Genomic DNA, 20,632 nt, shown 5'->3' with positions numbered 1-20,632 from the left:
GCATCGTAACCTTCGCGCAGCCGCTCAGGGCACCAAAATATGCTCGCCTAGTTCGCCGCCGCTTCCGGCAAAAACGGCCACCAGCACACGTGGTTGAGCGATGAAGTCGCAATCGACGGACTCAGTCCCGCAGCAACGCTAGCCCTCCAGCCATGCTGCGCGTTCGATGTCGCCGAGCAACTGCTGACGTATTCAAGCGTTCCCGTGAAGAACGAGTGGCGCGGCAGGCGCGCCTCGATACCCTTCCACGTCTGCAGCGTTTGCAGGAGCGACGTATCCAGAGAGGGCAGGAAGACCTGTTCGGCAAAGTCGCCATCTACTAGCATCGGGAACGACACGCCCTTGCTTGAACCGCTGATAGCGGAAGTCGGCGCGGCGTTCAGGACGATCGCGGCATTCGGAAACGCAGTGCGCAACTGCGCGACCAGATCAAGGCCGCCTTGTTTGCAAGTCGCGTCGCATGGACCTTCTGCTGCATGCGAGTCGTGGCCGACGATCTCGACGTTATCCAGCATGAACCCGTCGACGCCGGTCGCCGCCAGGCGCGGCGCGACATAGTCGACGATCAGCTTCTGATAGGCCGCATTGCCCACATTCATCCAGTATTCGTCGGGGTAACCGCTGTACTCGCCCTGTTGCGCCGCCCGATTCGCGCTACAGGAGACGAAGCCGGCGGGTACCGTCGTCCAATAGTCTCGTGAGGTTTCGCAAGCGCCCAGATTCAGATAGCTGAGCACTTTCGCGCCATGCGCCTTTAATGCGGTGATCTGTGCGGCGGTGAAGTTGGGTGGGTCCGCGTCGGGATCGGCGTCGATGACGATCACGTTGAAGCGGGTCGCGAGCTGCTCGATATTGGTTTGCGCCGCCGCGCCGTAGTAGACAACCCAGACCGGCGAGGCAGGCAGATCGCGGGCCGCTGCGATCGTCACGCTGGTCGAGCCTGAAAGCGCGACTGTGCCGGCGTTGCTGCTGGAACTGGCGGCCGTGCGGGCCGGTACCTGGGTTTCGACCTCACGGCCCCACGCGCTTGACATTGCCACAACAACGACCGCATCCCCGAGGACACTGCGAGAAAATAATGAGCGCATGGTTGATCGCGTGAATTTTCTCGCAGCGTAGCATGCACAGCGGTCTTCAGTACGACGAACATTAGACCCTCAAGCGCACCGCGAAGGCGTTCACCCAACCACGAGGGTCGACTTAAGAGCGACAGCGTTGGCCAGGTTGTACACGTTGGGAGAAGTGGCCATTACTGCCTCATGGATTTCGGCAAATTGCTGCGCGGTCGCACTCCCTTTGATACGAACGGTGTAATGCAGGCTTTCGTAGCCGTTCGCCACTTGCGGGTCGAGCCCAAGAAAACCCCTGAGGTCGATTTCACCTTCGGTGTCGATCTCCAGCGATTCGAGCGTAATCCCGCGGATAGCGCATTGCGCCACGTAACCCACCGTCATGCACGCATTCAGCGCCGCGATCAGATGCTCCTGTGGATTGGCAAACCGGTTCGACCCACCGAGTTCGCAGGGCTCATCGATATCGATCGTGAACCGGCGCGACACCTCCTGTCCGCCGATCGAGAAGCCCTCCACCTCGGCGCGACTGCGCGTCTGGCCCTGCCAACTCGTGGCGACGCGCCAGCGGGTGGTGGCCTTCGAGACGTCGCCTTTGACGCCCTCAACCAGGGCAAACAGATCGTCGACGTTAAGGCCGTTCACGATGTTGGCTTCGTTCGTTTGTACATTGGCATTCATATTCCCTCTCCTTCAACCTGAATGGAAGTTTCAGTTTCGGTCAGTCTCATTGCAATGTGGCGAGCGCTGCGTGGATGCGCACGGCCTGGTCTTCGGAGATGAGGCTATGAAGCACCTCCCCGAAATGGGGATGACCTACACCCGAGTGGATGTATTGCCACCGGTAAGCCTCGAGGAAATTGGCTGTGATCGACTGGCTTTCCGCCTCGTCGATGACGCGGCTGCAGTTCTCTTCGAAATAACGCGCGTCGGCCGCGGCCTGCGCCTGCAAAATGCCGTCGATCGCCGCAACCAGTTCAACGAATTCATCGACAGCCTTGTCGCGATCGCTGTCCGTCAGCGTGGCGTCGTGACGAACCCATTCGAGCTCATCGAGAATGGCGTGCTGGCTTTCCTCCTTCCAGTGATAGAGGAACACGTCCTTGAAGAGCGCCGAGAGCTGATCGTCTGGAGCAATACTTTGACGGTAGTGAAGCTGGCTGAAGAGTTCGATATCCAGCGTCAGCGCCAATACGGCCCACGTGCTCTTGCCGAGCACCGCAGCGGCCACAGCATCCGGGTCGACGTCGAACCGGTAGCCCGGCGGAAGGGTCCCGCCAATCATCTCCTCGATACGACGAAATAACGCCTGATGTTTGAGTTCTTCTTCGCTGAAGCGGACCAGCGCCTCAAGGGCGACCTGGTCGCCGAGCCAGTAGTCGCGGCTGACTTCCAGCACCTTGGCGTTGATGAAGCGCTCTACCAGTCCGAACACATTGGCATAGGTGCGCCCCTGAATCTGGCTGACGAAACGCTTTTCGCTTTCCGAGAGCGTGAAGAAATTCGGCGCCAGTGAAAGACCGTCGGGAAGATATTTCTCTGACGTGCTAAAGGTGCGACCTCCAATCACGTCACGTTCGATGTCCCAACTCACCATCTTCGAGGCGCGAATGCAACGGGCGTAACGATCGCGGTCGGCGGGTCGCGATACTGCGTTCATGGCATTTCTCCCAATATGGACCTACGTGCAGTCGAGCGGTGCGTGCTCACCTACCGGCCAGCACCACGGGGTCGATGTGGCATCCGGTACGTTCGAATGTACGATTGGGAGACGCGAACTTCTATGATCGGGCCACCGGCAGATATGGCCGAAACGCCGGGTCAGTTTCGGCGCGTGCGACTGGACGCTGCATTGTTTGTAGCAGGCAGTGTCATTGATCCGGGGGGGACTCGATGTCACTCGCTGCCGGTGCCGCTTGCGCAGACTCAGCAGCGCCGTTCAGCTTTCCCTGATTCTTGCGCCATCCGGCCGGCGGCATGCCGAATTCCCGCCTGAAGGCCCGACTGAATGCGGCCTCTGACTCATACCCAATCTGCTCCGCTACAGCGGCGAGGGATTTTCTGCTGGCCAGCAATTCCTGCGCGGCAATCTGCATGCGCCAGTGCGCCAGATATTGCATAGGCGGCTGTCCAAGCAGATCGGTGAAGCGTTGCGCCAACGCAGAGCGCGATAACCCCACCTTGCGCGCCAGTTCGTCGACGGTCCAGGGGTGGACCGCCTGAGCATGCAGCAATGAAAGCGCGCGCCCCACGTAGCGATCGCGCACACCCGCGAGCCATCCAGTCTGGTGGGGAGGGAGCGCTTCGATACAACTACGCACCGCCTCGACAAACAGGAGTTCGGACAGCCTGGCGAGGACGATCGTGCCGCCCGCCCGTGAATTGGCGGCTTCGGCGGCTGCAAACTTGAGCGAGGACTCGAGCCACGCGGCTCGCGGATCATGCCGCATATCAATCTTGAAGAGTCGCGGCAGCGATGAGAGCAAGGGGTTAGTCAGCGTGTCGTCGCAGGCCAGAAACCCGCATACGATGCGAGTCGCCGGTCCACCGCCGCCGAAGCTTACCGTCATCACCTCACCCGGTGCTGCTGCCATCGGGCCGGCCAATAACATTTCCATTGGCGTAGGCGCGATATCCACGGCACTGCCAAGCAAATGCGTTTCGCCTTGCGGCACCACCAGCAATTCGCCGGCGTTCAGATAAATAGCGGAGTCGGTGTCGTTTGCCAGTTGCGCCCAGCAATTGCCTTCTATGATCAGATGATAGGAAACGATACGCTCGGAGCGCGGCAGATAAGCCGAGCAGAGCGCAGCATCCGTGCGGCCTATCGCGCACCAGGGTGCCGAGAAGGTCCCGTTCAGATACACCGCGCCGCTTAGACGCACAGCGCGCAGAACGTCGGAAACTGCATCCATGAAAAGCTCGCGTTATCTGCGATTTTCCCGGCCAAGGGGAGCCGGGAGACCGGTCATTCTTCAGCCTGACCGAGAGGTACATGTTATACCGCTGCAACGGTAGATGACAAATACCTTACTTGTCATTTCATGCGTCCGATGTCTCTGAGTTGCGGCCGCATCGCTTGATCGCGCCGTTTTGCAGGAGGACTGATCAATCGCTCTGGACGCCCTGCAACGTCGAGGAGAACCACCGCCAGGATCCGGACGATCGGGCAAAAAACATCGACGTTCGGGCAGGACGGCAACGGGTTGCGAAAGGCAAAGTGCGACACAGGACGAGACGTGACACAGCAAGGTCATCCGTCCGTCGCCGCCACCTCTTCCATGGGTTTCGGAAGCCAGGCGCGCCTCCATACCTGCGCAGATCGGTTAACGCACAGCGGCTTACCGGTTCGGGCAAACGATACAGCGTGAGATGCCGATGAAACGCCTGATAACCCGTGCGATGTTCCACCCGCTCATCGCACTGTCCATGCTCCATTTACTCGACCTGATGTATCACGTCGACTACAGTCCGGCCAGCGCCGCGCTCGTGATAGCGGCGAAATCCCTGTCCCGCGTCGTGCGTCTGCTCGACAAGGGGTAGCGCGATGCGCTGGGTCTGCTCTTAGCGCGACGTCGTCAGATAGGGATTCTTCCTGCCCGGTTCGTACTGCTGCGCCTTGATTTCCATGCGGGCGATGCTCTGCAGGTGAACCTCGTCCGGCCCATCGGCGAAGCGCAACGCGCGTCCCCATGTCCAGCTATCCGCCAAAGGCGTGTCGGGGCTCAACCCCATCGCGCCGAATACCTGAATGGCCCGTTCGCACACGGCGGTATGCACACTCGGTACGAGCGCCTTGATCATGGCGATCTCCTTGCGTGCCTCCTTCGCGCCCACCTCGTCGATCATCCACGCGGCCTTGAGAACAAAGAGCCGCGCCTGATCGATTTCGATGCGCGACTTTGCAATCGATTCGGCTACCGAACCGAGTTCATGCAGTTTCTTGCCGAATGCCGTGCGCGTCTGCGAGCGTTCCACCATCAACTCGAGCGCCAGTTCCGCCGCGCCGATCGAACGCATGCAGTGATGAATCCGCCCCGGTCCGAGGCGCGCCTGCGCGAGCGCAAAACCGCTGCCCTCCTCGCCGAGCAGATTCGTAACGGGAACGCGTACGCCTTTGAATTCGATCTCGCAGTGTCCTTCCGGCGCCACGTGATTGACCACCGGGACATTCCGGATCACCGTCACGCCAGGCGTATTGCGCGGCACGAGAACCATGCTTTGCTGGCGGTGGCTGGGTGCGTCCAGGTCTGTCTTGCCCATCACGATGAAGAGTTCGCAATTCGGGTGCGCTGCGTTCGTGATGAACCACTTCCGGCCGTCAATCACGTAGTCGTCGCCGTCACGGCGAATCGATGTCGTGATATTGGTCGCATCCGACGACGCCACCGCCGGTTCCGTCATGGCGAACGCCGAGCGAATCGTGCCGTCGAGGAGCGGCTTGAGCCACTGTTCGCGTTGCGCAGGCGTCGCGAACATGTGGAGCAGTTCCATATTGCCGGTGTCCGGCGCATTGCAGTTGAACACTTCCGACGCCCACGACACGCGCCCCATGATTTCCGCCAGCGGCGCGTACTCCAGATTGGTCAGACGGGTACCGGGCTCGTCATCCCGCAGATGCGGCAAGAAAAGATTCCAGAGTCCTTCTTCCCGCGCCTGTTCCTTCAACGTTTCCATAAACGAAACGGGATACTGCCCGGCATTCACCTCCTCATGCCACTGCCCGATGCGCGGAACGATGTGCGTATCCATGAAGGCACGCACCTGTGTGCGCAGCGCTTCAACTTTCTGGCTATATGAAAAGTCCATTTCTCTTCCTCATTCACTCAAGAATATCGTCAGTACATCGACTCATGCCGTGATCCGGCTGAGCCACTAGATCGTCAGCCCGCCATCAACCACGATGCATTCGCCATTGGTGTAGCTCGCGGCGTCCGAGACCAGATAAAGCACCGTGCCCGCCATTTCGCGCGGCTCTGCGTGGCGCCTCAGCGGAATCATCGACACCATGTTTTCGTAACTCGCCTGATCCTCGAACAACGCTCCGGCGAAGCGCGTTTTGGTCAAACCCGGGAGCAAGGCGTTCACCCGAATCCCCAGCGGTCCGCACTCCTTCGCGAACGCCCGCGTCATATGCGCAACGGCGGCTTTCGTGATCGAGTAGATGCCCTGCTTGTCGCCCGGTTGCAGCGCGTTGACGGAAGCCGTGTTGACGATCGAACCGCCACCGGTTTCCCGCATCAACTTGCCAGCCTCCACAGACATAAAGAAATATCCACGCAAGTTGACGTCTACGGTCTTTTTGAAAGACGCCAGATCCGTGTCGAGAATGTGGCCGAAATACGGATTCGTCGCCGCGTTGTTGACGAGAATATCCAGACGGCCATGTTGCGCGCGAATGTGCTGGAAGATCGCCTGAATGTCCTCCATACGCCCCACGTGGCAAGGCACGGCTTCCGCGCTGCCGCCTGCGTTTCTGATTGCACTGGCCACCACCTCGCAATCTTCACGCTTGCGGCTCGACACGATCACGTGGGCACCCTGCTGCGCGAGCAATCTGGCGATCTCCTCGCCAATACCTCGGCTGGCACCGGTAACCAGTGCAATCTTCCCGTTCAGATCAAATAAATTAGTAGTCACAATCAGCCTCAACGTGTCTCAGATTCTCAGTTTTCGGTTTGGCGTCAGATCAGCTCGATGCCCATCTTCGCCAGCACTCCTGCCATTTCACCGACCTGCCGCGCCTTGTCATTCGATGCATTGCCGCCCAAAGCCCGCTTCTTGACGCCCTGCGCAATGGCGGCGAGCCGGAAGAAGCTGAACGCAAGGTAGAAGTTCCAGTTTTCAATCGACGCGATGCCGCGCAGACGGCAGTACTGATCGATGATCGCCGCCTCGTCCGGCACGCCCAGTTCGGTTCGATCCAACCCCTCGAGACCCGCGATGTGTCCGGACTGAGGCAGCCGCAAGCACATGCAAAAGTACGCGAGGTCGGCGAGTGGATTGCCGAGCGTGGACAGTTCCCAGTCGAGCACCGCGCGGACCTGCGGCGAGCCACGCACGAAAATGAGGTTGTCGATACGGAAATCGCCGTGTACCAGAGAAGGCTTGCCGGCTTCGACGGGACAGTTCGCCGGCAACCACTCGATCAGGGTCTCCACGGGCGCCAGCACCTCGGTTTGCGCCGCCCGATACTGCTTGGTCCAGATGTCGATCTGACGCGCGAAATAGTTTCCGGGCCGACCGTAGTCCGCTAGACCCACGGCTTCGACATCCACGTCATGGAGCGCCGCCATGGTCGCGAGCATAGCGTCGTAAATGGCCGCGCGCTCTGCGACGGGGAGTTCCGGCAAGGCGGGATTCCAGAAGATCTCACCGTCCTCGAAACTCATGACGTAAAACAGGCTGCCAATGACGTCGCGATCCTCGCAAAGGTGATACGCACGCGCCACCGGAACCGCCGTTTGCCCGAGTGCCGTAAGCACACGGTATTCGCGATCTACCGCGTGTGCGGATTTGAGCAGCATGCCGGGCGGTTGACGCCGCAGAACATAACTGCCGCTTTGCGCTTTCAGAAGAAACGTTGGATTGGATTGCCCACCAGCAAATTTCTCGACGGACAACGGCCCCTGAAAACCGGGCACGTGTGTCGTCAGGTAATGCGTGAGTGCTTCGGTATCGAATTGAAAGTTAGCATTCATGATGGTGCGGATCTGATTCGATTCAACCGTAGGTGATGAATTCGCGCCGCTCGACCACGTCGAGATGCGGCAGCGAATTGAAGCTGACGAGCGACATCGCCGTGTCGTTAAAGACGTATTGGCAAACGCTGCTGTTGCGGATCTGCATGTTCAGCGCAATGGCCGCCGCTGCGGGCGCCTGCAGAATCTGCTGGGAAAACACGGCGATGGGGCCGCCGGAACTCACAACCAGAACCCGCTTGCCGCCCGCTCGCTGAATGGCGAGACGCGCACGCTCAACACGTGCCTGGAACTGTTGCCAGGTTTCAGGAACAGGCCCCGGCAAGCGATCTTCGGACCAGAGGAGTAGCGCCTTCTTGAGGTGCCTGTAAAAGCTCGTCTTCGAACTCTCGGCAGAAAGACCCGGTCCGGAAGCTTCGTCCCCAAGCGCGGCAAACAGCGCGCGGAAATCGTATTCGTTCAAGCCTGCGTCTTGCACGACCTCGACGGACAGACCGCGCATGGCTGCAAGAACGGCGTCGGCGGTTTGCTCATGCCGTCGCATCGTGCCAATGACCACCCGATCGAACGCCAGGTTCATCTGCGCGAAGTATTCGCCGAGCCAATGCGATTGCCGGCCACCACAAGGCGACAACTCGTCATAGTTTTCAGCGCCAAACGACGCCTGCCCGTGCCGTACCAGATACAGTTCAGCCATGTCATCCTCGTCTCAACATAGCTTGAACGATACCGAGTCACGCCTCATTCAGGAAATTTATTGTCGTGATAGCGAATGATAACGTTTCGTGATGCCTGGCGAAGCCGCTTGAATGCCCGCGTTGCACGGCGGACGGCGATCAGTCGGCGTCACGCATGAGACGGGCGACCTGCTCGCGTAGCCAACGATGCGCCGGGTCGCCCGTGACACTCCGGTGCCAGTAGCCATGCGCCTCGAGACTGGGGAGATCGAACGGTAGCGCCAGGATGCGCGCGTCGTATCGCTGGAGAAGCTTGAGCGGTGCGGTCAGGACCAGATCGGTGCGCATCGCGATCAACGGGGCGACCAGATAGTGCTGAACCCGCGTCTGGATTGCACGCCGGAGACCGAGCTTGTTGAGTTCCGCATCCACCAGACCGGGCCCCTGGCGCCGGCTGGATACGTGGATATGACCGAAGCCGAGGTAGTCATCGATCGTCAGCTTCTTTCTGGAAAACGGATGGTCCTGACGCAGCATGCACGCATACTGATCGCGGCCCAACGGCTCCTGTTCCAGACTCGGGTCGTCCATCAATGGGGCATCGATCGCAAGATTGACTGCGCCACTCGCCAGGGCTTCGGGGACGTCTCTGCGCGTCGTGAAGTAGCTCTCAATGCGTATGCCCGGTGCGAGCCGTTGCAGCACTTCCTCCAGCGCGGGAAGCAGCAACGCCTCGGTCTGGTCGTTCATGCTCAGCCTGAAGGTCCGTTCCGACGACGCTGGATCGAATTGTTCTCCGGCATGGGTACTCGAGTCGAGCAGTTGTAGCGCATCACGAACGCGCCCAATGATGTTTTCGGACATTGGCGTCGGCACCATGCCGCTCGACGTGCTCACGAAGAGTTGATCGTCGAACGACTTGCGCATGCGCGCCAATGCGTTGCTGACGGCGGGCTGGGTAATAAAGAGCATCTCCGCTGCGCGTGTCAGGTTGCGCGTTCTATACACCGCCTCGAAAACGACAAACAAATTCAGGTCGATCTTGGATAGACGCATTTTCGGATTCCCTGATGCGACTGCAGCGACAGCCGCTCTTGCGCACATGATTACCATCAGAAAGCAGCCGCTTTCGCGAAAGCGCGGCGCCTTCAGGCGTGATCTTCGAATGCGGAGACGATACCGTCAATCATTGCTGCGACGCGCGCCGTGTGACGAAGGTCCTGATGCGTGACGAGCCAGATTTCGTAGACCGTCCCACGTGCGGGCTCCGGCCACAGTTGCACGAGGCCGTCGCGTTCAGCCAGATGGATTGGAAGCTCACCGATGCCGAGGCCGGCCTTTACCGCAGTCCGCAGCATCAGACTGGAATTGAAGGTCGACACAATGCGCCCCGCGTGTATCGGTTCGCCGGCAAGCGTGGGTGACCGATTGCCAGTCCAGTTGCCCTGATAGACCACAAGATCGTGGCCTGCGAACGCGGAGCCCGCCTCGGGCTTGCCATGCTGCTCGAGATAAGCCTTCGATGCAAAGAGCGCCATGGGCCAGCGAGCCAGACGGCGCGCGACCAGATCGGGATTCTCCGGCCTGACTGAGCGAACCGCGATATCCGCTTCGCGCCTCGCCAGATTGAGCATGCGTGTCGACGTGTCCAGCAGGACGCGCACTTCGGGATGCGCGGCGTGCAGGCGTTCAATGGCGGGCAGCAGGAATTCGAGCGCGATCGAGTCGGTGCTGGTCATTCTGACGTCGCCCGCCAGCCGGGTATCCGTGCCCTGAGTTCGTCTGACGAGTTCGTGCGCGGACTGCTCCATTTTTTCCGCCGATCTCAGCGCAGCCTCGCCCGCCGCGGTCAGCGCGTAACCCTCGGAGGTGCGCAGGAAAAGCGTGGCCCGCAGGGCGTGCTCCAGCGCCGCAATCCGTCTGCCGACCGTCGCCTGATCGAGATTGAGCGTCCTGGCCGCTCCACGGAGCGTTTTTTCGCGCTCCACGGCAAGAAACACCCGTGCGTCGTCCCAGTTCATCGCGTCGCCCTCCTGATGCAAATTTGCATCCTACGACACGAATGATGCTGCACATATTCATCAATGTCGAGACCTATACTGGCTGCAAGCGTTCGGCGTTCAATGATCCGCCCGGATCAAACGAATCTTTTTTACAGAAGGAGTGCTATCCATGTCGGCTTCAACTTATCGCGTACCGTCGTCCATGACGGCCATTGAGATCAAACAACCCGGCGGCCCCGAGGTTCTCGTGCCGACTACGCGTGCGGTCCCGACGCCCGCCGCCGATCAGGTGCTGATCCGCGTCCATGCGGCCGCCGTGAACGGTCCCGACGTGTTCCAGCGCAAAGGGCTCTATGATCCGCCCGCCGGCGCTTCGGACATTCCGGGGCTGGAAGTGGCCGGCCAAGTGGTGGCGCTCGGTTCCGAGGTGTCCCAATTCAGCATCGGCGATCTGGTGTGTGCATTGATTCCCGGCGGCGGCTACGCGGAATATGCCGTCGCGCATGCCTGCAACACGATGCATATTCCCAAGGGACTGACGCTGGTGGAAGCGGGCGCCATGCCTGAAACGTTCATGACGGTATGGCTCAATCTGTTTCAGCGCGGCAAGCTGGTGGCCGGCGAATCGGTGTTGATCCATGGTGGCGCGTCGGGTATCGGCACCACGGCGACCATGCTGGCAAAAGCATTTGGCGCGGCGAGAGTCATCACGACGGTGGGCTCGCAGGCGCATCGGGAGGCCAGCCTCGCGCGTGGCGCCGATCACGCGATCAACTACCACGAGGAAGATTTTGTCGCTGAATCGAAGCGGTTTACCGAAGGAAAAGGCGTCGACGTGATCCTCGACATCATTGCCGGCGACTATGTAGCAAGAAACTACGAAGCCGCAGCGATGGACGGACGGATCCTCCAGGTCGGCGTGATCAAGGGAGCGGCGAAGGATCTCAACGTATTGCCGATGTTGACGAAACGTCTGACGCATATGGGCTCGACCTTGCGATCGCGCACATCCGCTGACAAGGCGACCATCATCGATGAACTGGAGCGGAAAGTCTGGCCGCACATCGAAAGCGGCACGATCAAGCCGGTCGTCTACAAGACCTTCGCGCTTACCGACGCTCGCAGCGCTCACGAGCTGATCGATTCCGGCACGCACTTTGGGAAAATCGTGCTGACGACAGATGCCGATCTCATTGATTGAACCCCCGGCTTGCCGCCGCGGCGGCAAGCCTTCATGTAGGGCTTAGACCATAGCAGAATTGCTCAGCCATCCTCACGACAAATCACCAATACGCCTCACTACTCGCGTGCGAACCCGTCGAGGTTAATGCCCAGCTCAGCAGCCATGTGTTCGACGAGTGCCTGAAGACGCACCAGTTCCTCCCCTTGGCGCTTCACCTCCGCGGTAAGCGCCTCGACCTCAGCGGCCGGCACCGAATCTTCCACCGTACCGCGCGACGGCTCCTCGCTCACACTGACTTCGCCGCATAGCAGATGCATCCAGCGATTTTCGCGCTCGCCCGGCGTACGCGGCAGCTTCACCACGCGCGAGGGTTCGTGCTCAGCCAGTTCGTCGAGAAACACTTCGACCGACGAGATATCGGCGAAGTCATGCAGGCGCGATGCGTTCAGTCGCAATTCTGCGGCGGTCTGCGGGCCGCGCAAAATCAACACGGTGAGCAACGCGGCCGACTGACTGGGAATGCCCAACACCCGATTCATGTTGTGCTCGAAGCGCGGCACACGGCTGCTGCTGCCCTCCAGCACCAGACTCAGGCGCTTCATGCTGTCGATGGCGGTGAGCACTTCGGCCTCGCTCACGTTCATCACCGGCGCGCGGGCGGTCTTCTGGTTGCAACCGGAGGTCAGCGAATTGAGCGAAAGCGGATAGGTGTCGGGCACCGTGTGCTGCTTTTCGACCAGCACACCGAGCACGCGTGCTTCGATGGGCGTCAGGGGACGCATGGCGGGACGTGGAACAGCATCGGGGGTAGAGTTCATGGTGACTTCGCTACGGGCCGCGCCTGAAAGGCCGCCGTGATCGTGCGCCTGACGGGAATGTCGCGCGGAGACACACATGATAATCAGATTATCCGCCACCTCAAAACCCGCGCGACCTGGCAACACCGGGTAGCATGACGCACGCTCGCCTGACGAGCTGTGCCCTCTCCCCTGGAGCCTCTACATCCATGCCAGTCCCCCTTACCGTTGCCGCCGTGGAAGCGTTGCGCGCCCAGACGCCGGGCGTGAAACACACTACGCACTTCAACCATGCCGGTTCGTCGCTGCCATCGGAAGCCACCTTGGAAGCCATGCGCGCCCATCTCTGGCGCGAAGCGACCAGCGGTCCCATGGAAGCAGGCGTAGCCGCGCGTGAGCAAATAGAACAGGCGCGCACGCTCGCCTCTCGACTGCTCAACGCAAGGCCAGCAGAGATTGCCTTGACGACGGGTAACTCGCCCGCCTGGGGCGGTGCCTTCGCCGCACTGGGCACGTGGCGGCCGGGCGACCGGATCCTCGTGGCACGCCACGAATGGGGCGGTAATCTCGCGACCATGCGGCTAACGGCGCAACGGGCGGGCGCATCGATCGAAGCGATTCCCTCCGATGACAGCGGCGCTGTCGATCCGCAAGCGCTGGAGGCCATGCTCGACGAACGGGTGCGCCTGATTGCGCTGACGTGGATGCCGGCCAACGGCGGCCTCATCAATCCGGCTGCGGCCATCGGACATGTTGCACGCCGTCACGGCATTGCGTACTTCATCGACGCCGCGCAAAGCGCCGGACAGTTGCCCATCGACGTGACGCAGGTGGGTTGCGACGTGCTGACCAGCGTGGGACGCAAGGCATTGCGCGGTCCGCGCGGCACGGGCCTGCTGTATGTGCGGCAGGATTTTCTGCCACGCCTCACGCCTGCATTCGTCGACACGTATTCGGCGCCGCTCGATACGAACGGCGAACCCGTCCTGCGTGACGACGCCGCGCGTCTCGAACCGTCGGAACTGGCACCCGCCCTGCGCTGCGGACTGGCCAATGCGCTGCAGGAGGCGCTCGACATCGGGCTCGACAACATCCGCGCGCGCATCGACGACATCGCGCAGACGCTGCGTACCGAACTCGCACAGATCGACGGCGTGACCGTACTCGATCAGGGCCGCGAGCGTTCGGGACTGGTGTCGTTCAACGTGGCAGGTCAGGAGGCGGCCGCGGTGCAACGTACACTCGCGGCGCAAGGCGTGTCGATAGGCAGCAACGGCGTTGCCTACACGCCGTTCGACATGAACGCCCGCGGTCTCGACACGATTGCTCGCGCATCGGTTAGCTATCTGACCACCACGGCGGAAATCGACACGCTGCTCGACCGTGTGCGTGGGCTGATTCGCTAAGCCCGCCTGGCTGCAGTAAGATCGCCGCACGCGACACATCAGCAAAGCGAACGCGGACGCTTCGTGCGCAACGGAATCGTAAGGAATACCAATACAAGGAGACTGTGATGGAACGACCCGAGTTCATCCGCCACTGGACCGAACTGGAGAGTCCGGACGACGCCCACTACAAGGACAGTACCGAACTACATGGCATCGGCGCGCCGCTCGCCAGCAAACTGGGGATCACGCGCATCGGCATTCACCACAGCCGCCTGCTGCCGGGTCGCCGCACCTCGTATCCGCACGCGGAGAGCACCGAGGAAGAATTCGTGTTCGTGATTGAAGGCACGCCGGATGTCTGGATCGACGGACATCTGCATCCGCTCAAGCCGGGCGATTCGGTCGCGTTTCCAGCGGGCACAGGGATTTGCCACACCTTCATCAACAATACCGATCATGAAGTGCGTCTGCTGATCGTCGGGGAAACCAGCAAAGAAGAAAACCGCATTCGCTATCCGATGAACGAGGCTCACGAAGCCACGCGCCCGGATCGTTGGCTCGACTGGCCCGCGCGTCCCATGGGTCCGCACGATAGCAAGCCGTCTGGCGGCAAGACCTAAGCGGACGGACCCATACGCGTCGTACAAACGGCAAACCCGCCGTCGCGTGACAGCGGGTCATGCCTCTCTTACTGCTTCACGCCTTCGGCCTGAATGTGCAGGACGGTTGCCATCTTGAAGCCATACGTCTTGCCGAAGTCGACGCCGAAATCCGAGCGGTCGAACGTCGCCGTCGATTCCGTGCCGCACACTTCGCGCTTGAGCATCGGGTTCTGGAAGCACTTGAACGATTCGATCTTCAGGTTCAGCGGCTTCGTCACACCATGCATGGTCAACTCACCGATCACTTCGACCGGCACGTCGCCCTTGAACTTCATTGACGTGCCCTTGTAGACGGCGGTCGGGAACTGACCGGCGTCGAAGAATTTCGGGCTCTTCAACTCCGTGTCCAGCGTATCGTTGCCGATATCCACCGACGACATGTCGATGGTGGCGTCCAGCGATCCCGTCTTCGCTTCACGGTCGATCGTCACCGTACCGGTGGCTTTCGTAAATTTGCCGCGCCAGGTCGAAACGCCACCGAAGTGATCGGCTTCGAAGCTCGGCGAGGTGTGGGTCGGATCCAGCGTATAGGTCGTTTCTGCGGCCATCGTGCTAAACGATACACCTGCTGCCATTGCCGCGAATGCGGCGGTCAAAAGTTGCTTTTTCAAAGTGATTCTCCTGTTGGTTATGCGGCTTATTTCTTGGCTGCCACGATATGAAACTTGATCACGACCTCGTCGGCAACTACTGAGGTGTCCTTCCATTCTCCCGTGCCGATATCGAACTGACTGCGTTTGATCGGCAACGCGCCGTCGAAGCTTTGCGTCGTACCTTGCTGCGTGACGGTGACCGGCACCGTCACGTTCTGGGACTTGCCCTTGATTGTCAGCGTGCCGCTGACCTTGAACTGATTGCCGCCCGCTTGCGCAATCGCGCTGGAGACGAACGTTGCATTCGGATACTGCGCGGCGCCGAACCAATCCTTGCCGCGCACCTGCTCGTTGTAGCTTTCATCGCCGAGGTCGTAGCTCGCGGTGTCGATGGAAAGCCTGGCGCTGCCTGCAGCCGGATTGGCCGGATCAAAGTTGAGTTGTGCGGTGAATTTCTTGAACGTCCCGTCGACCGGTACGTTCATCTGCTTCGAAGTGGCGGTCACCGTGCTTTTCGATGTATCGACCTGCGCGTGCGCCACGCCGAGACACAGCGAGGTCGCTGTCATTGCGGTCAGCATCCAGCGAAGGAAAGGAGTTTTCATATCTGCCTCGAGGCTGAGACTACTTGATGAAGGGGATCATGCGCGTCAGCAAACCGTCGCGATCGATGAAGTGATGCTTGAGCGCCGCCAGCACATGAACGACCACCAGCGCGAGCAACGTGTAGTTCAACCAGATGTGGACGATCCGTAGCATGACCTTGAGCGCGGCGTCCGGTCCAATCAACGTCGGCAAGGGCACGATGCCGAGATACACCACCTGAATGCCGGCAGCCGAGCTGTACAGATAGCCCGACACCGGAATCACCAGCATCAGCACGTACAGGAACACATGTGCGACTTCCGCTGCCAGCTTCTGCAACGGCGCCATGCCCTGCGGCATGTGTGGGGCGCGGTGCGTCAGACGCCACGCGAGCCGGATCACAGCAAGCATGAACACCGTCACGCCGATCCACTTGTGCCACGAAAAGTACTTGAGCTTGGTGGGCGTGAAGCCGGGGATATCGGTCATGATCCAGCCGAGATAAAACCCGGCCACGATCATCAGCGCAATCAACCAGTGAAGGCCCATTGCGGTTGCGCTATAGCGCTGTTTAAGCGGAGGAACTGTCGTCATCGTCAATTTTGCCGGCATCTTGAGTGCCGTTCGCCGACCACAGGGACAAACAGCTGAGAAGCGATTCTATGAGGTGACCTACACGCTGAATAGCGCGTTGAAAGAGAACAGATTGTTGTTCCAGCGACGCTAATGGCTCGCCAGTTCGTTGTTTTTGGCGTGATCAGCGCCACCACTTTATATAACGTTTTTATTCCGGAACCCGTAGCATCCGCACTCCCCGCTACAAGATGGAGCTTAAAAGCATGAAGAAGTCCTTGCTGGCAGTCGCAATGTCAGGCGTATTCGCGGTGTCTGCGCATGCGCAAAGCAGCGTCACCCTGTATGGCGTGATCGATACGGGTCTCGTGTTTGCGAATAACCAGGGTGGTCACAATAGTGTGCAAGTCGGAAGTTCCGCCACAGAAAACACCGTGTACGGCCTGAAGGGTTCGGAAGATCTGGGCGGTGGCCTGCACGCCATCTTCAAGATCGAAAACGGCTTCAACCTGAACAACGGCACCCTGTATAACTCGGGCGACGCGTTTGGCGAGCAAGCCTATGCCGGCCTGCAATCAGACCAGTTCGGCACCGTCACGCTCGGTCGCCAGTTCGACACGGTCAACGACGTACTCGGCCCGATCTCCGCTGCCGGCACCACCTACGGCGGCAGCCTCTCCGCGCACCCGTTCAACAACGACAACCTCGCTGCGGACTCGATGAGCATCAATAACGCAGTGAAGTACACCAGCAACACCTATGGCGGCTTTACGGTTGAAGGCATGTACGCGTTCAGCAACAAGGCGGCTGGTTTCTCGAACAACCGCGCCTATGGCTTTGGTGCCACGTACACACGCGGTCCGTTGAACCTGGCTGCGGGCTACCTGCAACTCAACAACGCCGGCGGCGGCGTGAGCGCCACCAATCCGAACGGCGCCGTAGCGCTCGACGACGGCAGCGCCGACTTCGTCGCGCAACGCCAGCGCATCTGGGGCACCGGCGGCAATTACACGTTCGGCGCGGCCACGGTGGGCGTGTTGTGGACCCATTCGCAGATCGACAATATGTCCAGCGTGTTTGCCGGCGGCGATGGTTACGCCAGCCTGGGCGGCGGTTTGCGGCTCGACAACTATGAAGTGAATGCGCGGTACTCGCTGACGTCGAGCCTGAGTCTCGCAGGCGCGTACACGTTCACGGATGGTTCGTACGGCAATGGCGGCGCGAGCGTCTCGCCGGAATGGAATGAGTTCTCCTTGCAGACCGATTACACGTTGAGCAAGCGGACCGATGTCTACCTCGAAGGCGTGTATCAACACGTGCATGGCGCAGGAACCGGTTCGGTATTGGGCGATGCAACCATCAACACGCTGTCGCCTTCGTCGACAGGCACCCAGCTGGCCGTAACAGTCGGCCTGCGTCACCAGTTCTAAGCCACGGTTCAACGCGCGTTTGCGCTTGAATCACTCGGGCCGCGCGTGCTCCGCGGGGCCCGACTCGCGCCTCTCATCGAGGCGTGCATCAATTCTCCGCCCCCACCTCTCTGCCCCCACCTCGAAACGCTCGCGCCCGGCGTTTGGCTTTTGACGAGGCGTGCAGGTTTGCTCCGCATCCCTCATAATCACGCGCGCCCTGAATCTTTCGGGCTACATAACGAGGCTTAACAGAAGACTGAAGCGTGAACACCGCGCCGTCTCGCCTCACATACCCTCCTCCTCTCCAAGCTTGCAATATGGTTTCGTCGCTCCAACTCGGCGCCAGTGTGATGGCGCTTGCCGGCGTGCTGGCGCCCGTCGCGTCGTTTGCACAACAGGCTCCTGACAACACCACCAACGCCGCACCGGCGCCCGACTGGACCGTGACCATTGGAGCGGAAGCGCAATGGGAGCCGGCCTATCCGGGCGCGAACTTCATGCGCCTGAGACCCTTTCCCGCGTTCGACATCGAATACAAAAATCGCTTCTTCGCCAAAGAAGACATGCTTTTCGGGGTGTATTTCGTCAATAACGCAAACTGGAGCGCGGGCCTCGCGCTCCAATACGATTTCACCGAACGCGAGACCAGTGACGATACGCGGTTACGTGGTCTGCAAAATGTACCGGCCACACCACGCGCCAAAGCCTTTCTCACGTACACGCAATCGGCCTTCACGTTCTCCACGTCGGCCGCCCAGGATATCGCCGGAAACCGCGAAGGCCTGGTGGTGGATACGAATGCGACCGTCACGCTGCCGGTCGGCAAAAAGCTCTATCTGACCGCGGGACCCGGTGTCACGTGGACGAACGGGACCTATCAGCAAACGTTTTTCGGCGTGACGCCGAACCAGAGCGCGGCTTCCGGCTTACCTGTCTACGACGCGCATGCCGGCGCGGCTACCGGCTACGTCACCGTGGAGGCGGACTATATGATCACCAGGTCATGGCTCGCCACCGTCGAGGTGAAATTCGCGCGCCTGTATGGCAACTCAACGTCCAGTCCGATTACGCGGCGAGTTCAGCAAAACACGGGCACCCTCGCGTTGACGTACACGTTCTAACGGATCGCTCAGCACTCGGATTTTGAGCACACCCAAACCTGTCGTTTATGTAAGCATCTGAAATGCAACGAAATATGGAGCCCATAGCTTTTTTTGAACAGTGGTGCTAGAGAAATCGATACCGGCGGGCATCGAATGCGATACCATTGGCGCCCGTTATCTCGATAAAGCGTGCCAAGAAGCACGCCATGCTGTGAAAATTCAAAACGCCAAAAGATGGGCGCCACGGGGTTCCCAAGCCTGGCTTGCCGCTTGCCTGGCTTTGGCAGTGGCAAGCGGGGTACGTATGTTACTCAGTCCCTTCCTTGGCCCTGCTATGCCCGGTGCATTGTTCTGCGTGGCCGCGGCGCTCATCGAATATTTTTTCGGACTAGTGCCCTCGCTGACTGTGATGCTGTTCGGGCTCCTGATCGCCGACTATCTGTTCGTCCCTCCGTATGCGGATCTATCCGTATTCGATCGGCACGACGTGCTGCTGCTGGTTTCGTACCCGTCCCTGACGATCTTCGTGATCTCGCTGATCGAGCGACTGCGCCGTGCGCAATTCCGCGCCGAGATGTTCGCGTCGGTGGCCAAGTCGCGCTACGAAATGTTGTTGCGGGCAGACAATAACCGCGCGCTGCGACTGCGTACGATTGACGAAACGCATCGTCTGCTGCGCCATCTGCCGCATTACCACGACACCATCATTCTGATTCAGGCGCTGGACCGAAAAGCGTCGTTGCGCCCGGACACGCAACATGCGGTTGGCAACACCACCGCACTGCCACACACCAGCGCTCCGGGCAGCCGTTTTTCCTCGGTCCACCCGGTAGATGCCGCGCGCCTGCAAAACACGCTCTCGCCGGGCAGTCATCGTTTGCGGATCAAGAACGGTGACCAGCACTACAAGCCTGTCGATTGCGTTGGCGAGCGCTTCACCACACACGCCGGCGATTTTCTCGTCCTGCGGATCGGGGATTAAGCATTGGATCGCGCCACACATATCCTCCAGGAAGGCGGTGAGCATGCCGTGCTCATGTTGCACGGCCTCTCGAGTTCGCCGCTGGAAATGCGCTTTCTCGCGCGTCATCTGAACAATGAAGGTTTCACCGCATTTGCGCCCACGCTGGACGGATACAGCGCGGGAACGAGTGAACGCGACATGCAGGCATGGATCGACGCCGCGGTACGCGAGTTCGACTCGCTCGCCGCGCGCTATGCCCGCGTGTCGGTATGCGGCCTGTCGGTGGGCGCGGCGCTCGCGCTAGCCGTAGTCAACCAGCGGCCTTCCGCCCACGCTGTGGTCCTGTTGTCGGTCACGCTCGCCTACGACGGTTGGGCGATACCGTGGTACCGCTTTTTGCTCGGCTGGGCTTACTTCACGCCGATGCGCAGCCGCTGGCGGTATCGCGAGGCGTCGCCGTTCGGACTCCGCAATGAAGCGCTGCGCGCCAAAATCGCCCGTGCGATGCAGCGCAACGGTATCAGCGAAGTCGGACCGTCGACCATTTCGCTGCCCGCACTCCGCGAGGCCAGCCGGCTCGCAGCGCGCGTGCGAACGCGACTCGCCGACATTGCAACGGACTGCCTGGTGATCCATGCCATCGACGATGAAACGGCGAACCCGCGTAACGCGCACTACGTCGCGTCGAAGATTGGCTCGCCGTTCCTGCGCACGATCTACCTCGACGACTCGTATCACATGATTACTTCGGACAACGAGCGTGAGATCGTGGCGAGCGAGACCGCCGCGTTCCTGCGCGAGAGCGAAGCAGCGCGCGGCATTGGCGGCGGCGCGCAAGCGCAGGTGGTGTCGAAGGCGTTAGCGCGGCGTTTGAGGCAGTTGGCTGCGCTGGGGGCTTGAGCGCGGAACGGGTCTAGAACC

22 protein-coding genes are annotated in these 20,632 nt (G+C 60.5%); 8 read left to right on the top strand and 14 right to left on the bottom strand.

Annotated features, from left to right (window positions below; genetic code table 11):
- Positions 1-47: 47 nt before the first annotated feature.
- From P3T43_RS04865 to P3T43_RS04850, 4 genes are all read right to left on the bottom strand, one after another.
- Positions 48-1,034 carry an endo alpha-1,4 polygalactosaminidase gene (locus P3T43_RS04865; RefSeq protein ID WP_429280162.1) on the bottom strand — a complete coding sequence of 329 codons (987 nt, stop codon included), beginning with the start codon at positions 1,032-1,034 and terminating at the stop codon, positions 48-50.
- 144 nt (positions 1,035-1,178) lie between these two features.
- On the bottom strand, positions 1,179-1,751 hold the full coding sequence (locus tag P3T43_RS04860) for an OsmC family protein (RefSeq protein ID WP_429279904.1): 573 nt from the start codon (positions 1,749-1,751) through the stop codon (positions 1,179-1,181).
- A gap of 46 nt (positions 1,752-1,797) precedes the next feature.
- The gene (locus P3T43_RS04855; RefSeq protein WP_429279903.1) at positions 1,798-2,730 is read right to left on the bottom strand and encodes a hypothetical protein; all 933 of its coding nucleotides are present in this window, start codon (positions 2,728-2,730) and stop codon (positions 1,798-1,800) included.
- A 211-nt stretch (positions 2,731-2,941) separates the two neighbouring features.
- On the bottom strand, positions 2,942-3,985 hold the full coding sequence (locus P3T43_RS04850) for an AraC family transcriptional regulator (protein WP_429279902.1): 1,044 nt from the start codon (positions 3,983-3,985) through the stop codon (positions 2,942-2,944).
- A gap of 463 nt (positions 3,986-4,448) precedes the next feature.
- Here P3T43_RS04850 and P3T43_RS04845 point away from each other — a divergent pair, with 463 nt between their 5' ends.
- Positions 4,449-4,613, top strand: a complete 165-nt coding sequence (locus P3T43_RS04845; RefSeq protein WP_429279901.1) for a hypothetical protein — start codon at positions 4,449-4,451, stop codon at positions 4,611-4,613.
- Positions 4,614-4,634: 21 nt separating this feature from the next.
- Here the strand turns inward: P3T43_RS04845 and P3T43_RS04840 are convergent, their stop codons facing one another.
- The 6 genes from P3T43_RS04840 to P3T43_RS04815 all read right to left on the bottom strand — a co-directional run bounded on the left by P3T43_RS04840 (position 4,635) and on the right by P3T43_RS04815 (position 10,469).
- Positions 4,635-5,879 (bottom strand): acyl-CoA dehydrogenase family protein, encoded by a 1,245-nt coding sequence (locus tag P3T43_RS04840; RefSeq protein WP_429279900.1) that lies wholly within the window; start codon positions 5,877-5,879, stop codon positions 4,635-4,637.
- Positions 5,880-5,945: 66 nt separating this feature from the next.
- Positions 5,946-6,710 carry an SDR family oxidoreductase gene (locus P3T43_RS04835; protein WP_429279899.1) on the bottom strand — a complete coding sequence of 255 codons (765 nt, stop codon included), beginning with the start codon at positions 6,708-6,710 and terminating at the stop codon, positions 5,946-5,948.
- Positions 6,711-6,754: 44 nt separating this feature from the next.
- On the bottom strand, positions 6,755-7,771 hold the full coding sequence (locus P3T43_RS04830; RefSeq protein ID WP_429279898.1) for a phosphotransferase: 1,017 nt from the start codon (positions 7,769-7,771) through the stop codon (positions 6,755-6,757).
- Positions 7,772-7,793: 22 nt separating this feature from the next.
- Positions 7,794-8,468 (bottom strand): histidine phosphatase family protein, encoded by a 675-nt coding sequence (locus tag P3T43_RS04825; protein WP_429279897.1) that lies wholly within the window; start codon positions 8,466-8,468, stop codon positions 7,794-7,796.
- Positions 8,469-8,607: 139 nt separating this feature from the next.
- Entirely contained in the window at positions 8,608-9,504 is an 897-nt protein-coding gene (locus P3T43_RS04820) for a LysR family transcriptional regulator (protein WP_429279896.1), read from the bottom strand.
- Positions 9,505-9,596: 92 nt separating this feature from the next.
- Entirely contained in the window at positions 9,597-10,469 is an 873-nt protein-coding gene (locus tag P3T43_RS04815; protein ID WP_429279895.1) for a LysR family transcriptional regulator, read from the bottom strand.
- A 151-nt stretch (positions 10,470-10,620) separates the two neighbouring features.
- On the opposite strand from P3T43_RS04815, the gene P3T43_RS04810 reads away from it, so the two are divergent.
- Positions 10,621-11,652: an NAD(P)H-quinone oxidoreductase gene (locus tag P3T43_RS04810; protein WP_429279894.1), complete on the top strand. Its 1,032-nt coding sequence runs from the start codon at positions 10,621-10,623 to the stop codon at positions 11,650-11,652.
- Between the two features lie 98 nt (positions 11,653-11,750).
- Here P3T43_RS04810 and P3T43_RS04805 read toward each other — a convergent pair whose 3' ends face one another.
- Positions 11,751-12,452: a YceH family protein gene (locus P3T43_RS04805; RefSeq protein ID WP_429279893.1), complete on the bottom strand. Its 702-nt coding sequence runs from the start codon at positions 12,450-12,452 to the stop codon at positions 11,751-11,753.
- A gap of 188 nt (positions 12,453-12,640) precedes the next feature.
- Between P3T43_RS04805 and P3T43_RS04800 the strand changes: the two genes are divergently transcribed.
- Both P3T43_RS04800 and P3T43_RS04795 read left to right on the top strand, forming a co-directional pair.
- Complete coding sequence (locus P3T43_RS04800) at positions 12,641-13,837, top strand: aminotransferase class V-fold PLP-dependent enzyme (protein WP_429279892.1); 1,197 nt, start codon at positions 12,641-12,643, stop codon at positions 13,835-13,837.
- 107 nt (positions 13,838-13,944) lie between these two features.
- Positions 13,945-14,439 carry a cupin domain-containing protein gene (locus P3T43_RS04795; RefSeq protein WP_429279891.1) on the top strand — a complete coding sequence of 165 codons (495 nt, stop codon included), beginning with the start codon at positions 13,945-13,947 and terminating at the stop codon, positions 14,437-14,439.
- A gap of 68 nt (positions 14,440-14,507) precedes the next feature.
- On the opposite strand, the gene P3T43_RS04790 is transcribed toward P3T43_RS04795, so the two are convergent.
- From P3T43_RS04790 to P3T43_RS04780, 3 genes are read right to left on the bottom strand one after another with little or no spacing between them, the layout of a single operon-like run.
- On the bottom strand, positions 14,508-15,092 hold the full coding sequence (locus P3T43_RS04790) for a YceI family protein (protein WP_429279890.1): 585 nt from the start codon (positions 15,090-15,092) through the stop codon (positions 14,508-14,510).
- 26 nt (positions 15,093-15,118) lie between these two features.
- Positions 15,119-15,679 carry a YceI family protein gene (locus P3T43_RS04785; protein ID WP_429279889.1) on the bottom strand — a complete coding sequence of 187 codons (561 nt, stop codon included), beginning with the start codon at positions 15,677-15,679 and terminating at the stop codon, positions 15,119-15,121.
- Positions 15,680-15,698: 19 nt separating this feature from the next.
- Positions 15,699-16,253, bottom strand: a complete 555-nt coding sequence (locus P3T43_RS04780; protein ID WP_429279888.1) for a cytochrome b — start codon at positions 16,251-16,253, stop codon at positions 15,699-15,701.
- Between the two features lie 245 nt (positions 16,254-16,498).
- On the opposite strand from P3T43_RS04780, the gene P3T43_RS04775 reads away from it, so the two are divergent.
- The 4 genes from P3T43_RS04775 to P3T43_RS04760 all read left to right on the top strand — a co-directional run bounded on the left by P3T43_RS04775 (position 16,499) and on the right by P3T43_RS04760 (position 20,611).
- Entirely contained in the window at positions 16,499-17,662 is a 1,164-nt protein-coding gene (locus P3T43_RS04775) for a porin (protein WP_429279887.1), read from the top strand.
- Between the two features lie 299 nt (positions 17,663-17,961).
- Positions 17,962-18,765: a MipA/OmpV family protein gene (locus P3T43_RS04770; protein ID WP_429279886.1), complete on the top strand. Its 804-nt coding sequence runs from the start codon at positions 17,962-17,964 to the stop codon at positions 18,763-18,765.
- Positions 18,766-18,958: 193 nt separating this feature from the next.
- Positions 18,959-19,729 (top strand): DUF4118 domain-containing protein, encoded by a 771-nt coding sequence (locus P3T43_RS04765; protein WP_429280161.1) that lies wholly within the window; start codon positions 18,959-18,961, stop codon positions 19,727-19,729.
- A gap of 54 nt (positions 19,730-19,783) precedes the next feature.
- Positions 19,784-20,611, top strand: a complete 828-nt coding sequence (locus tag P3T43_RS04760) for an alpha/beta hydrolase (RefSeq protein WP_429280160.1) — start codon at positions 19,784-19,786, stop codon at positions 20,609-20,611.
- The last annotated feature ends 21 nt before the right edge of the window (positions 20,612-20,632 follow it).

It is taken from the genome of Paraburkholderia sp. GAS41 (assembly GCF_050436545.1).
Lineage (GTDB): Bacteria > Pseudomonadota > Gammaproteobacteria > Burkholderiales > Burkholderiaceae > Paraburkholderia.
The sequence above is the reverse complement of the archived record's forward strand: the minus strand, read 5'-3'. Positions and strand labels throughout refer to the sequence as shown.

Bases quoted from the DNA above. Each gene is read 5' to 3' on its own strand.
- P3T43_RS04845 (WP_429279901.1), top strand. From the start codon at position 4,449: ATGAAACGCCTGATAACCCGTGCGATGTTCCACCCGCTCATCGCACTG.
- P3T43_RS04850 (WP_429279902.1), bottom strand. From the start codon at position 3,985: ATGGATGCAGTTTCCGACGTTCTGCGCGCTGTGCGTCTAAGCGGCGCG.
- P3T43_RS04855 (WP_429279903.1), bottom strand. From the start codon at position 2,730: ATGAACGCAGTATCGCGACCCGCCGACCGCGATCGTTACGCCCGTTGC.
- P3T43_RS04785 (WP_429279889.1), bottom strand. From the start codon at position 15,679: ATGAAAACTCCTTTCCTTCGCTGGATGCTGACCGCAATGACAGCGACC.
- P3T43_RS04760 (WP_429280160.1), top strand. From the start codon at position 19,784: ATGTTGCACGGCCTCTCGAGTTCGCCGCTGGAAATGCGCTTTCTCGCG.
- P3T43_RS04840 (WP_429279900.1), bottom strand. From the start codon at position 5,879: ATGGACTTTTCATATAGCCAGAAAGTTGAAGCGCTGCGCACACAGGTG.
- P3T43_RS04815 (WP_429279895.1), bottom strand. From the start codon at position 10,469: ATGAACTGGGACGACGCACGGGTGTTTCTTGCCGTGGAGCGCGAAAAA.
- P3T43_RS04795 (WP_429279891.1), top strand. From the start codon at position 13,945: ATGGAACGACCCGAGTTCATCCGCCACTGGACCGAACTGGAGAGTCCG.
- P3T43_RS04825 (WP_429279897.1), bottom strand. From the start codon at position 8,468: ATGGCTGAACTGTATCTGGTACGGCACGGGCAGGCGTCGTTTGGCGCT.
- P3T43_RS04865 (WP_429280162.1), bottom strand. From the start codon at position 1,034: ATGTCAAGCGCGTGGGGCCGTGAGGTCGAAACCCAGGTACCGGCCCGC.
- P3T43_RS04810 (WP_429279894.1), top strand. From the start codon at position 10,621: ATGTCGGCTTCAACTTATCGCGTACCGTCGTCCATGACGGCCATTGAG.
- P3T43_RS04805 (WP_429279893.1), bottom strand. From the start codon at position 12,452: ATGAACTCTACCCCCGATGCTGTTCCACGTCCCGCCATGCGTCCCCTG.
- P3T43_RS04800 (WP_429279892.1), top strand. From the start codon at position 12,641: ATGCCAGTCCCCCTTACCGTTGCCGCCGTGGAAGCGTTGCGCGCCCAG.
- P3T43_RS04780 (WP_429279888.1), bottom strand. From the start codon at position 16,253: ATGACGACAGTTCCTCCGCTTAAACAGCGCTATAGCGCAACCGCAATG.
- P3T43_RS04770 (WP_429279886.1), top strand. From the start codon at position 17,962: ATGGTTTCGTCGCTCCAACTCGGCGCCAGTGTGATGGCGCTTGCCGGC.
- P3T43_RS04830 (WP_429279898.1), bottom strand. From the start codon at position 7,771: ATGAATGCTAACTTTCAATTCGATACCGAAGCACTCACGCATTACCTG.
- P3T43_RS04775 (WP_429279887.1), top strand. From the start codon at position 16,499: ATGAAGAAGTCCTTGCTGGCAGTCGCAATGTCAGGCGTATTCGCGGTG.
- P3T43_RS04820 (WP_429279896.1), bottom strand. From the start codon at position 9,504: ATGCGTCTATCCAAGATCGACCTGAATTTGTTTGTCGTTTTCGAGGCG.
- P3T43_RS04860 (WP_429279904.1), bottom strand. From the start codon at position 1,751: ATGAATGCCAATGTACAAACGAACGAAGCCAACATCGTGAACGGCCTT.